This window comes from Oerskovia sp. NPDC056781 (assembly GCF_042789955.1).
GTDB classification, from domain to species: Bacteria; Actinomycetota; Actinomycetes; order Actinomycetales; family Cellulomonadaceae; genus Oerskovia; species Oerskovia rustica.
Genome location: NZ_JBHUAD010000126.1, coordinates 1 through 11668 on the forward strand (window position 1 = coordinate 1; position 11668 = coordinate 11668).

At 72.5% G+C, this 11668-nt stretch carries 11 protein-coding genes; 4 read left to right on the plus strand and 7 right to left on the minus strand.

What is annotated here, in order from left to right:
- Positions 1-404: 404 nt before the first annotated feature.
- The 7 genes from ACFRCR_RS11855 to ACFRCR_RS11885 form a co-directional block, all read right to left on the minus strand.
- On the minus strand, positions 405-1403 hold the full coding sequence (locus tag ACFRCR_RS11855; protein ID WP_377677758.1) for a hypothetical protein: 999 nt from the start codon (positions 1401-1403) through the stop codon (positions 405-407).
- 82 nt (positions 1404-1485) lie between these two features.
- The gene (locus ACFRCR_RS11860) at positions 1486-2049 is read right to left on the minus strand and encodes a DinB family protein (RefSeq protein ID WP_377677759.1); all 564 of its coding nucleotides are present in this window, start codon (positions 2047-2049) and stop codon (positions 1486-1488) included.
- A 57-nt stretch (positions 2050-2106) separates the two neighbouring features.
- Complete coding sequence (locus tag ACFRCR_RS11865; protein WP_377677761.1) at positions 2107-2409, minus strand: antibiotic biosynthesis monooxygenase; 303 nt, start codon at positions 2407-2409, stop codon at positions 2107-2109.
- 82 nt (positions 2410-2491) lie between these two features.
- The gene (locus ACFRCR_RS11870) at positions 2492-3922 is read right to left on the minus strand and encodes a sugar porter family MFS transporter (protein WP_377677763.1); all 1431 of its coding nucleotides are present in this window, start codon (positions 3920-3922) and stop codon (positions 2492-2494) included.
- 85 nt (positions 3923-4007) lie between these two features.
- On the minus strand, positions 4008-4496 hold the full coding sequence (locus ACFRCR_RS11875; RefSeq protein WP_377677775.1) for a DUF779 domain-containing protein: 489 nt from the start codon (positions 4494-4496) through the stop codon (positions 4008-4010).
- Between the two features lie 182 nt (positions 4497-4678).
- Positions 4679-6202 carry an aldehyde dehydrogenase gene (gene adh, locus ACFRCR_RS11880; protein ID WP_377677765.1) on the minus strand — a complete coding sequence of 508 codons (1524 nt, stop codon included), beginning with the start codon at positions 6200-6202 and terminating at the stop codon, positions 4679-4681.
- A gap of 174 nt (positions 6203-6376) precedes the next feature.
- Positions 6377-7696 (minus strand): transcriptional regulator, encoded by a 1320-nt coding sequence (locus tag ACFRCR_RS11885; RefSeq protein ID WP_377677767.1) that lies wholly within the window; start codon positions 7694-7696, stop codon positions 6377-6379.
- A 131-nt stretch (positions 7697-7827) separates the two neighbouring features.
- Here ACFRCR_RS11885 and ACFRCR_RS11890 point away from each other — a divergent pair, with 131 nt between their 5' ends.
- The 4 genes from ACFRCR_RS11890 to ACFRCR_RS11905 all read left to right on the plus strand — a co-directional run bounded on the left by ACFRCR_RS11890 (position 7828) and on the right by ACFRCR_RS11905 (position 11613).
- Positions 7828-8433 (plus strand): TetR/AcrR family transcriptional regulator, encoded by a 606-nt coding sequence (locus ACFRCR_RS11890; protein ID WP_377677768.1) that lies wholly within the window; start codon positions 7828-7830, stop codon positions 8431-8433.
- 38 nt (positions 8434-8471) lie between these two features.
- Entirely contained in the window at positions 8472-9290 is an 819-nt protein-coding gene (locus ACFRCR_RS11895; protein ID WP_377677770.1) for a CPBP family intramembrane glutamic endopeptidase, read from the plus strand.
- Positions 9291-9427: 137 nt separating this feature from the next.
- Positions 9428-10747, plus strand: coding sequence for an MFS transporter (locus tag ACFRCR_RS11900; RefSeq protein ID WP_377677772.1), 1320 nt, complete (start codon positions 9428-9430; stop codon positions 10745-10747).
- A gap of 188 nt (positions 10748-10935) precedes the next feature.
- Entirely contained in the window at positions 10936-11613 is a 678-nt protein-coding gene (locus ACFRCR_RS11905) for a heme oxygenase (biliverdin-producing) (protein WP_377677774.1), read from the plus strand.
- The last annotated feature ends 55 nt before the right edge of the window (positions 11614-11668 follow it).

Genomic DNA, 11668 nt, shown 5'->3' on the forward strand with positions numbered 1-11668 from the left:
CTCCCCACGACGAGCGGGTGCTCGTCCTGTTCTCCTGGAAGGCGCCTCTCACGATCGGCCTTCCGGTTCCGGTCGGGACCTGCGTCGTCACCCGCAGCCCGGGGTGTTGGGACCCGCGGGACGTCTCACCGTTCTCCGGTCAGCCTGGGGCTCTCGGGGGATGTGGTTCCAGCGTCCTTGCCGGTCCGTCCTCCCGTGCGGGAGGGCGTCGTTGGGGGCTGCTGCCGTACCCGTCGAAGCCGATAGTGATGTTTCTAGTCCTGCTCGGGCCACCCGTGCAAGAGGTCGACGGACCCTTTTTCGTCGGACCCGTTCACCACAGGTTCGTCCACAACGAGATCCCCGTTCTCCCGTGCCCACCCACAGGCTTGTGCACAGAATCTGTGGATAACTCTGGGGGCTGTTCACACCCAGAACCTCGCCGTGCTCTCCGCCGCGATGCGTTCCTCGACCTCCGCGGCCGACACCTCGAAGCCGCCGTCGTCGACCAGGACACCCTGGACCCTGCCCTGCAGCACCGCGGCGAGCCGGGCGACGGACGCACGCATGCGGGCGCGCGCGATGAGGTGCAGGCCCGACGGCTCCTCGACGTCGAGCTCGTGGACGTCCGTCGGGAGCCACGAGATCCGGTACGCGAACGGGCCGTACTCACGCCAGTCGAGCGGCGCCAACGACGCCGGCACCCTGTCCACCTTCTGCACCACGACCTGCACCGCGCCGTCGTACGGCGTCTCCCCGACCAGCGCGAAGTCGACCAGCCGGTCCGCCCGCTCCTCGACCCCGGACACGTGCGCCCCCGGGACGAAGGTCCGCAGCACCCCCAGTGCCGACTCGGGCGTGAGCGCGTGCGCGCTGAACAACGTCAGGTCGACGCCACGCGCCGGGTCGGGCGCCAGCACCTGCGTACCGTCGACCGCGACGCTGCCCCCGACCTTGCGCGCGGCCGCCACGGCCCACCGGACGACGCGCAGCTCCAGCTCCTCGGGGAGCCCCGCGGCGAAGACCCGCCCGAGGCCGTCGCGGTCCTCGACGTCGAGCGGAGCCCTGCCCCGTGAGGAGCGCGCCACCCGGACCGCCCACACCTCGGCGGCCGAGGAGGCCAGGCCCAGCCCCTGCGCGCCGGGCGACAGCACCACGAACGGACCGACGACCTCGACGCCCTCGGTGAGTCGGAGAACCCCGGGGCGACGGACGTCGTCGGGCACCACGCCGCGGAAGCGTGCGCCCGCCATGGGGCGCTCCGCCGGACCGCTCGTCGGCTCGCTGACCCAGCCGGCCTCCGGGAACCAGGCCCTCGAGAGCGCCTCGATCCCCGGCCGCGCGACGCCGCGCGAACGCGGCAGCGCGAGCAGGTGGTCACTGCGGTACAGGTCGGGGACCCACCCCGTCGGAGGAAGCGTCATGACGTGACGCTAGACGCGTCGAGGACCGCCCAGAATGCCGGGAGGTTACGGGCGTGGGTCGGGTGCGGGCGTCAGGGCCGTGTCACGCGGTGGGTGCGCCGACGTCGTGCAGGTGGTGGACGACGTCGTGCAGGAAGTACTGGCCCAGGGTGCGCACCGTGAAGACCGAGCCGTTCGACCGGCGGCCGGGCCGCTCCCAGTCGTCGGGCCCGACGGCGTCGAACCTCCCCGCGATCCGGTCGCCCGCGATCACGATCTCCCGGGCGAGGAGCTGCGGGTCCTGGTGCTCGTAGTCGCCCGCGAGCGCCGCCGCGTCCTGGTCCCAGTTCGCGAACAGCGGGTCGTCGCCCTCGACCATCGACGCGAGACGGACGTCGAAGATGCCGAACACGTCGCGCACGTGCGCCGCGTACTCGAGCGGGGACCACGTGTGCTCGTCGGGGCGCACCGCGACGTCCGGGCGAGCGAGCACGTCCTGCCAGCGCGGGATCGTCGCGCGGACCGCGGACCCCACCCGGTCCGGGTCGAACGTCCCCGCCTCGAACCCGCACTCCGGGCACGGGCGGTCCAGGACCCAGGTCCAGTCCTTGGTGTCAGGGGTGATGCCGGAGGGATCGGCCTGGCCGGGCTGCTGAGGCGTCGTCATGACGGGATGCTAGGTCCCCGCTGTGCGGCGCGGAAACCCCGGTCCAGCCCGTGGGCCTCACTCCTGCGGGGCAGGCGGCGGGATCTCGTCGAGCAGGAGGACGTCGAGCGGTTCGAGCATCCACTCCTCGAACGGCACGCTCCGGAACAGGTCGAACAGGGCGTCCTCGCCCGCGGTGAAGGCTTCCGACGACTCCCAGGTCGTCGTGAGGACCAGGCGCTCGTCGTCGCCCTCCGACCACACCGCCGACTGCACGAGGCCCGTGACCGACCGGGTGATCAGGGCGGCCTGCTGGAGGTAGGCGAGCGTCGCGTCGCGGAACTCGGGGCGCGGACGGTGCACGACGACCTGCGTGAACATCGATCCTCCCCGGTCTCGGCACTCAACGCTACGAGCCGCTGACGACCTCTGGGAAGAGGACGACAGGGTGATGTCCTGAGCGTCATGCCGCCCGAGCCCCGTCGCCCATCTCGTCGAGGGACCGTCCCTTGGTCTCCGGGAGGAACCGCAGCACGAAGAACACCCCGAACGCAGAGATCGCGGCGAACGTCCCGTACGTCGCGGGCAGCCCCCACGCCTCGCTGACCACGGGGAACGACCTCGTCACGGTGTAGTTCACGAACCACTGCACGGCCGTGGCGACCGCGAGCGCCGTCGCCCGGATCGCGGGCGGGAACATCTCCCCGAGCAGCACCCAGCCGAGCGGCCCCCACGTGAGCCCGAACGAGACGACCATGAGGTTGACGGCGACGAGGGCCGTCATGGCCCACGCCATGGGGAAGACCAGCTCGCCCGAGGCCGACGTCGTCGCCTGCCCGAACGCGAACGCCGTCACCGCGAGCGCGACCGCCATGCCCGTCGACCCGGCCGCGAGCATGGGGCGACGCCCGAACCGGTCCGCGAGGCCGATCGCCACGACCGTGACCGCGATGTTGACCCCTGCGGTCACGAGCGACATCGTCAGGGCCTCGGACTCGGTGAAGCCGACCGACTCCCACAACGACGTCGAGTAGACGAACACCGCGTTGATGCCGCTGAGCTGGATGAGGGCCGCGACGCCCAGGCCGATCCACACGATGGGCCGCAGCCCCAGGGCGGGGCCGCGCAGGTCCCGGAGCGAGGTCGTGGCGTGCACGCCGATCGACGTGCGGATCCGGTCGACCTCCTCGTCCACCTCGTCGTCGCCGAGGCCCGTGAACCCTTGCAGGACGCGCTGGGCCTCGACCTCGCGCCCCCGGCCCACGAGGTACCGGGGCGACTCGGGCAGGCGCAGGGCGGCGAACCCGTAGAGCGCCGCGGGGACGAGCTCGACCAGGAACATCCAGCGCCACGCGGGGAGCCCTGCCCAGAGGTCGTGCACGGCGCCCCCGGCCGCGCGGGACATCGCCAGCCCGACGGCGAGCGCCACGAAGATCCCGATGGTGATGAAGAGCTGTTGCAGCCCGCCCAGGCGCCCGCGCGAGCGCGGCGGGGCGATCTCGGCGATGTACGCGGGCGCCATGACCGACGCCGCGCCGATCCCGACGCCCGCGAGCAACCGAACCGGCAGCAGCACGGCCACGGACGGGGCGAACGCCGCGGCCACGGCGCACAGACCGAACAGCAGCGCGGAGAGCAGCATGACGCGCACGCGGCCGAGCCGCTCCGACACCGACCCCGCGAACCAGGCCCCCACGGCGCACCCGAGGAGCGACAGCGAGGCCACCATGCCGCGCATGCTCGCGGTCAGCTCGAAGTGCTCGCTCAGCGCCCCGACGGCGGAGTTGACCACCGACGTGTCGAACCCGAACAGCAGGCCGCCGAGCGCAGCGGCGAGGCACGCGAGGACCACCTTGCCGGGGACCCGGGGTCGCGGCTGCGCGTCGGTGGTCATGGTCGGAACCGTTCGGTGCTCATGGTCCGAACACTGCCACGGGGTGGCGCGCCGGGCGCAGCGGTCGGGGGGTGATCCTCGGACCTCAGAGCACCTGGCCGGCGAGCGCCGCCGACTCGTCGTCCGAGAACAGCCGCGACCGGATGATGAAGCGCACCCCCTCGGGCGCCTCGACGCTGAACCCCGACCCGCGCCCCGGCACCACGTCCACCGTCAGGTGCGTGTGGCTCCAGTACTCGAACTGGCTGCGGCTCATCCAGAACGGCACGGTGAACGTCGCCTCCCCAGGATCGACGGCGTCCGCGTCCCCGTCGAGCACGATCCCGACGCCCAGCGGTCCTGCGGGGCCGCTCAGCGCGAGGTCGGCGAGCTCGGCCTCGGCGAGCTCGGAGAACGGGTCGACGACGACCAGGTCGCCCAGGTGCACGTCGGCCTCCGACGTCAGGAACTCGCCCTGCGGGTAGCACATGGGCGACGAGCCGTCGCAGCAACCCCCTGACTGGTGGAACATGAGCTCGCCGTACTGGACCCGCAGGCGCGCGAGCAGCTCGGCCGCGGCCGGGGTCAGCGCCACCCGGCCGGGCCGCACCTCGCCGGGCGACGATGCTCCCGCCCCCGGTGCGGTGACCTGCGGGCCGGACGTGACGTCGTCGGGCATGATCCTTCTCCCCTCGTGGCGGACTGGACGGCGGAACTGCGGCTGGACCAGAGGGCGGGGCCCTGGTCCAGGGCCCCGTCCTCGACGGCGGGCACGGCCTAGAAGAAGCCGAGCCTCGTGGCCGAGTAGCTGACCAGGAGGTTCTTGGTCTGCTGGTAGTGGTCGAGCATCATCTTGTGGTTCTCACGGCCCACGCCAGAGCCCTTGTACCCGCCGAACGCGGCCGCCGCCGGGTACGCGTGGTAGCAGTTCGTCCACACGCGGCCCGCCTGGATCTCGCGGCCCGCCCGGTAGGCGATGTTGGCCTCGCGCGACCACACCCCCGCGCCCAGGCCGTACAGGGTGTCGTTCGCGACCGTGATCGCGTCGTCGAAGTCGGCGAAGTCCGTGACCGCGACGACGGGCCCGAAGATCTCCTCCTGGAAGATCCGCATCGAGTTCTTGCCCTCGAAGATCGTCGGCGTCACGTAGTAGCCGCCCGCGAGGTCCCCGCTCATCTCCGCCCGGGTGCCGCCCGTGAGGACCTTTGCCCCCTCGGCCTTGCCGATGTCGATGTAGCTGAGGATCTTCTCGAGCTGGTCGTTCGACGCCTGCGCGCCGATCATCGTCTCGGTGTCGAGCGGGTTGCCCTGCTTGACAGCCTTCGTGCGCTCGATCGCGTCACCCAGGAACTGGTCGTAGATCGACGTCTGGATGAGCGCGCGCGACGGGCACGTGCACACCTCGCCCTGGTTCAGGGCGAACATCGTGAACCCCTCGAGGGCCTTGTCGTAGAAGTCGTCCTTCTCGCGCGCCACGTCCTCGAAGAACAGGTTGGGCGACTTGCCGCCCAGCTCGAGCGTGACCGGGATGATGTTCTGGCTCGCGTACTGCATGATGAGCCGGCCCGTGGTGGTCTCGCCCGTGAACGCGATCTTGCGGATGCGGGGGCTCGACGCGAGCGGCTTGCCCGCCTCGACCCCGAACCCGTTGACCACGTTGAGGACGCCCGGCGGCAGCAGGTCCCCGATGATGTCGATCAGGAACAGGATCGACGCGGGCGTCTGCTCGGCCGGCTTGAGGACCACGCAGTTTCCCGCAGCGAGCGCCGGGGCCAGCTTCCACACCGCCATGAGGATGGGGAAGTTCCACGGGATGATCTGCCCGACCACGCCCAGCGGCTCGTGGAAGTGGTAGGCGATCGTGTCCTCGTCGATCTCCGAGATCGACCCTTCCTGGGCCCGGATCGCGCCCGCGAAGTAGCGGAAGTGGTCGATCGCGAGGGGGATGTCCGCGGCGAGGGTCTCGCGCACGGGCTTGCCGTTCTCCCACGTCTCGGCGACCGCGATCTTCTCGAGGTTCGCCTCCATGCGGTCGGCGATCTTGTTGAGGATCACGGCGCGCTCGGTCGCGGTCGTCCTCCCCCAGGTCCGGGCGGCACCGTGCGCGGCGTCCAGGGCGCGGTCGATGTCCTCGGCCGTGCCGCGCGCGACCTCGGTGAAGGTGCGGCCCGTGACGGGGCTCGGGTTCTCGAAGTAGCGCCCGCTCGCCGGGGCGACGTACTCGCCGCCGATCCAGTGGTCGTAGCGAGACTTGTACTCGGCGATGGCTCCGGGGGTGCCCGGGGCAGCGTAGACGGTCATGTGCGTCTGCCTCCTTGCAGTGCTCTGTGCCGTGCGTGGCCCGCCGCCTGCCGTCTGCCCGCCGTCCGGTGCGGTCCACATCCCGGGGCGCACCGTTGCGCCCGGGTGCACCGGACGTTACGCAGCGCAGGGTTGCAGGAGGGTTGCAGTCACGGTGTCAGAACGACCGCGTCGTCAGCGCAGCGAGCGGTCCAGCAGCGCGAGGCGCGCGCGGGCCCGGGCCGCCGCGGGGGTCCCGGGGGCGGCGAGCGCCGCGAGCCGGCGCCACGCCGCGTGGTCGTCAACCCCCTCGTCGCTCGCGAGCCAGCGCCCCAGCGCCCCGACGTCGCCCGACGCGAGGACCGCCCCGCGGACCTCGGCCGACAGCTCGTCGCGCAGCCTCTCGACGCCCGGCGCGACCGAGCGCGGCAGCACCGGGCCCGGGTAGGCGGTGAGCGCGGCGTGCACGTCGCCCGCGGCGAGGAGGTCGCGCACGGTGTCGAGGTCGGTGCGCAGGGGCGCGCCGAGCCGGTAGGGCCGTGACCCGCCCAGCAACGGCCCGACGGCCCGTCGCAGCCGCGACACCTCGGCGCGCACCGTCACGTCGGACAGCTCGCCGGGGTGCAGCAGCACGGCCAGCTCGTCCGCGCCGAGCCCCCGCGGGGACGTGGCGAGCAGCAGCAGGATCTCGCTGTGGCGAAGGCTCAGGCGGCCCGACGGCGCCGCGTGCGTGCCGCCGTCGGGCGCGGTCGCGTAGGTGCCCGGGGCAGGCCAGCCCGCCGCTGCCCCCGGCGCGGCGCGGAGCACCCCGTTGGACACGCCCAGCACGTCGAGGCGGGGGGCGAAGGGGCCGATCTGCGAACCGGTGGCACTCTGCTCGAACTGCTCGGACCGCTCCGCCCGCTCGGCGAGCTCGCGCTCGACCGCCGCGACCGAGGCGCGCACGAGGGACAGCACGAGGCCCGACGCGGCGACCTGGCCGCCCGTGACGTCGAGGACCCCGAGGACGCGGCCCGTGCGCAGGTCGCGCACCGGGGCGGCCGCGCAGTTGAACGACTGGACGGGGCGCGTGAAGTGCTCGGCGCCGAGGACCTGGACAGGTCGGCCCGTCGCGAGGGCCGTGCCGGGCGCGTTGGTCCCCACACGCTCCTCGCGCCACACCGCGCCCTCGACGAAGCCGATGCGCCCGACGTCGTCGCGCACGCTCGCGCTGCCCTCGACCCACAGGAGCCGCCCGGAGTCGTCCGTCATCGCGACGACCGCGCTCTCGCCCGCGAGCCCCGCGACGAGGAGGTCGCGCACGATCGGCATGGCGCGCGCGAGCGGGTGCCGCGCACGGTAGGAGCCGAGGTCGGCGTCGGACATCGACACGTCGGGGTGGGGGACGTCGGGGTCGACGCCGCTGCGGGCGCTGCGCCGCCATGACGCCGCGACGAGGGGACGGATGCCGGGCGGGAGCGCTCCCGTGCTCAGGAAGGCCTCGTGGGCGGCGCTCACGGTGGCAGGGTCGGTCATGATCGCCTCCTTCGACACCCTCGTCGAGTCCTGCCGGTCCTGGGGCCAGTGTAGGTGGCTCGGCGCACGCCGTCCTGGGCCGCGGAACGGCGCGGATTAGCAATCTGACAAGGAGTGCCTATGATGTCAGCATGCCGAAGATCATCGGCGGTTCGCTCCACGAGCACCGCGCACAGACCCGTCAGAAGCTCTTCGCGGCGCTCTCGAACCTCATGATGGACCGCGGCTTCGACGCGATCTCGCTCGCGGACATCGCCGCCGCGGCCGGAGTGGGCCGCACGGCGGTGTACAACCACTTCCCCGACAAGGAGTCGCTGCTCCTCGGCTTCATCACCCACGAGACCGAGCAGTACGTCGGGACGCTCGAGCGCGCGCTCGAGGGCGTCGACGACCCGGTCGAGCAGCTCCGCACCTACATCCGCCAACAGGCGCAGCTCAAGCGCGTCTTCCACCTGGCGCCCGGGCCGGACCTGCGGACCGTGCTCTCTCGCGGCACGCAGCAGCGCCTGCGCGAGCACGCCGTGATCGTCGAGGACACGCTGCGCCGCATCCTGACCGCGGGCATCGAGTGCGGCGAGTTCCCCGAGCAGGACCTCGGCACCACGGTCCAGCTCGTCAACGCGTGCCTCTCGGGCCGCCTCATCCCGGAGGACCCCGCCCAGCGCGAGCGCGCGATCGAGGCGACCGAGGCGTTCGTCCTGCGGGCCGTGGGCGCGCAGGAGCTCGTCGCCGGCTGAGGTTTGACACCCCGCGCGACAGGCTGGGAGCCTGCGGCGTGACCTCGACCGCCCCGGCGCCAGCACCCCGCGCCTTCCTCGCCCCGACCCTCACGTTCGTCGTCGCGACGTTCGTCGCGTCGGGCGCGCTGCTCCTCCTCCAGCCGGTCTCGGGGATCGACCCGTCAGTGCTCGCGCTCGTCCAGCTCGGCCCCGCGGTCGGGGCCGGGACCACGCTCGCCGTCTTCCGCGGACGCCTCGCCCCTCTCCTGCCCGACGCCGTCCCGCGCCGTCAGGTCGTCGCTCACCTGGTCCTGGCGTTCGCCGCGTGCCTGCTCTACTGGGGCGTGCTCGTCGCCGTGCTCCTGGTGCAGGGCGAACCCCTCGAAGGGGTCCACGCGACCGCGGGCGTGCCGTTCGCGCTGCTCCTCCTCACGTACCTCGTGGGTGCAGCCGGCGAGGAGATCGGGTGGCGCGGCATGCTCCAGCCGCTGCTCGAGAACCGGTTCTCCCTCCTGGCCGCGAGCGTCGTGACGGGCCTCGTGTGGGGTGCGTGGCACGTGCAGATCTTCTCCGCGGGGCCCGTCGTGATCGTGGGCTTCCTGCTCGCGGCCGTCGCGCTGTCCGTGCTCATGGGCCACTTCGGGCGCGGAACCGTGCGGCAGCGTGTCGCGCTCGCGACCCTCGTGCACTGGCTGGTGAACCTCGCGCTGCTCGTGACGCTCGGCGACCGCCACTCGACGCCCGCGGGCACCGTCGCGAACACGATCGCCGCGATCGTGACCGCCACCGTGTTCATGGCCATGTTCGCCGCGGCCCAGCGCAAGCGCGGAAAGAGCGCGCTCGTGGCGCGCCGGACGCAGGACGTCGCGGTCTAGGACGTCGTTTCCGGACACCGGCTCACCAGCCCCCGGCGCAAGGATCCGCGCCCGCCTCGCCCGCACCCGACAGGTCGGCCGGTGCTCCGCCGTCGGGCCGTCGCGGGCTCGCACTGCCGGGCGCCTAGAGTCTTCCGGTGCCCCCAGCCCTCCCCCTCCCCCCTGACGACACCCCGACGCCGCCCGGGTCCCCCGACGGACCCGCCCGCCGCGGGCTCGGCCGGTCGTTCACCAACGTCTTCACCGCGAACATCAGCTCGAGCCTGGCCGACGGCATCGCGCGCGTCGCCGCACCGCTCCTCGCAGCCCGCCTCACCGACGACCCGTTGCTCGTCGCGGGGATCGCAGCCGTCGCGATGCTCCCCTGGCTGTTCTTCGCGATCCCGTCCGGGGTGCTGCTCGACCGCATCGACCGCCGCCACGCCATGGCGATCGCCAACGGCGCCCGCACCCTGCTCGCAGCCCTGCTCCTGACGCTGTTCGCGACCGGCACGCTGACCATCTGGTGGCTCTACGTCGTGATCTTCGCGTACGGCGCGCTCGAGACGCTGTACGACGGCGCCATTCGGGCCGTCGTCCCCGCGATCGTGCGCCGACCCGACCTGCCGCGCGCCAACTCCCGCATCGAGGCGGGCGAGCTCGTGGTGCAGAACTTCCTCGCAGTCCCCCTGACGTCGGCGTTGTTCGCGGTCGCCGTCGTGATCCCGCTCGGGATCGGCGCGCTGTCCTACGCGGTCGCGGGCGTGCTCGCGTTCTTCCTGCCCGCCGCCGCGGCCGGTGCCCACCGGGCGCATCAGGCGCACCACGCGCTCGCGCCCGTCCGCACGACGTTCGCCCGCCAGCTCACCGACGGCTTCCGCTTCATCATGAGCCACCCCATGCTGCGCCCGCTGTGGTTCCTCAGCATCCTGATCGCGCTGTTCTTCGCGGCGGCCATCGCGACCGACGTGCTGTTCGTGCTCGAACGGCTCGACGTGCCCGAGCAGTGGTTCGGCGTGTTCATGCTCTCGGGGGCCGTCGGCGGGATCGTCGGGGCCGTGGTGGTGAGCCCGCTCAAGGTCCGCTTCGGCGCGGGCCCGGTCATGGCGGCGGCGAACTTCGTCGGACCGGTCGCACTGGTGGTCATGGGGTTCTTCCCGACGGTCCCCGTCGCGGTCGTGTGCCTCGCGGTGTCGTTCGGCTCGACGTCGGTGTGGAACGTCCTGGTCATGTCACTGCGGCAGGCCGCGATCCCGGGGCACCTGCTGGGCCGGGTCCACGGGACGTGGCGGACGCTGCTCTGGGGGACCATGCCGCTCGGCTCGCTGCTGGGCGGGCTGCTCGCCCGGATCGACCTCACGACGCCGCTGCTCGTCGCGGGCGGGCTCACCGTCGCCGTCGCGGCGGTCGGGTACCGGTTCCTGCACGGCCTGCCGAACCCCGAGGACGTCGCGGAGCACGCGCTGCCCACGCGGTGACGGCGGCGAACCCACCTGCCCATTCCATGAGACCTCCCCCACAGAGCATAGGTAAACCTCACCTCACTGTTGTATCGTTCCTGACGCGACGTCATGACGATGTGTCACGACACACCGCGGACCGGCGCCGACCCCCTGGCGCCCGTGCCGACGTCGTGCACGTGACACGACGAACCGCAGGAGCCACCGTGACCGCTGAGATGACCGCTGAGACCCGCCCCGCCACCGGCGCCGCACCCGCGTCCCTGTCGCTGCGCCTGCGCGAGGGCACCCGCCCCGAGCACGAGCAGGCCGAGACCACAGGCTTCGTCGAGAAGCTCATGGGCGGCGAGCTGGACGTCGCCGCCTACACGGACCTCGCCGCGCAGCAGTACGCGATCTACGGCGCGCTCGAGCAGGCCAGCGCCCAGATCCGCGACGACGCCCAGGGCGCGACCCTCGTGTTCGACGAGCTGACGCGCACACCGTCGATCGAGAAGGACCTCGCGTTCCTCGTCGGCCCCGACTGGGCCACCGAGATCCGCATCCTGCCCGCGACCGAGGCCTACGTGTCCCGCCTCCTCGAGGTCGGCACGTCGCTGTCCGCCTACGCCGCGCACGCCTACACGCGCTACCTCGGCGACCTGTCGGGCGGCCAGATCATCAAGCGCATGATGGAGCGCCACTACGGGCTCGGCCCCGACGGTCTCGCGTTCTACACGTTCGACGAGATCCCCAAGGCCAAGCCTTTCAAGGACGTCTACCGCGAGCGCCTCGACGCCCTGGACCTCACGGACTCCCAGCTCGCCGAGACGGTCGCCGAGGCCAAGCGCGCGTTCCGCCTCAACAGCGCCCTGTTCGCAGAGCTCGGCGCGGTCCACTGCTGACTGCTCGTTGAGCACCGCCCGCCGCCCGCTCGACGCCGGGCGACGGGCGGCGGGC

Bases quoted from the DNA above. Each gene is read 5' to 3' on its own strand.
- adh (WP_377677765.1), bottom strand. From the start codon at position 6,202: ATGACCGTCTACGCTGCCCCGGGCACCCCCGGAGCCATCGCCGAGTAC.
- ACFRCR_RS11870 (WP_377677763.1), bottom strand. From the start codon at position 3,922: ATGACCACCGACGCGCAGCCGCGACCCCGGGTCCCCGGCAAGGTGGTC.
- ACFRCR_RS11885 (WP_377677767.1), bottom strand. From the start codon at position 7,696: ATGACCGACCCTGCCACCGTGAGCGCCGCCCACGAGGCCTTCCTGAGC.
- ACFRCR_RS11855 (WP_377677758.1), bottom strand. From the start codon at position 1,403: ATGACGCTTCCTCCGACGGGGTGGGTCCCCGACCTGTACCGCAGTGAC.
- ACFRCR_RS11890 (WP_377677768.1), top strand. From the start codon at position 7,828: ATGCCGAAGATCATCGGCGGTTCGCTCCACGAGCACCGCGCACAGACC.
- ACFRCR_RS11860 (WP_377677759.1), bottom strand. From the start codon at position 2,049: ATGACGACGCCTCAGCAGCCCGGCCAGGCCGATCCCTCCGGCATCACC.
- ACFRCR_RS11865 (WP_377677761.1), bottom strand. From the start codon at position 2,409: ATGTTCACGCAGGTCGTCGTGCACCGTCCGCGCCCCGAGTTCCGCGAC.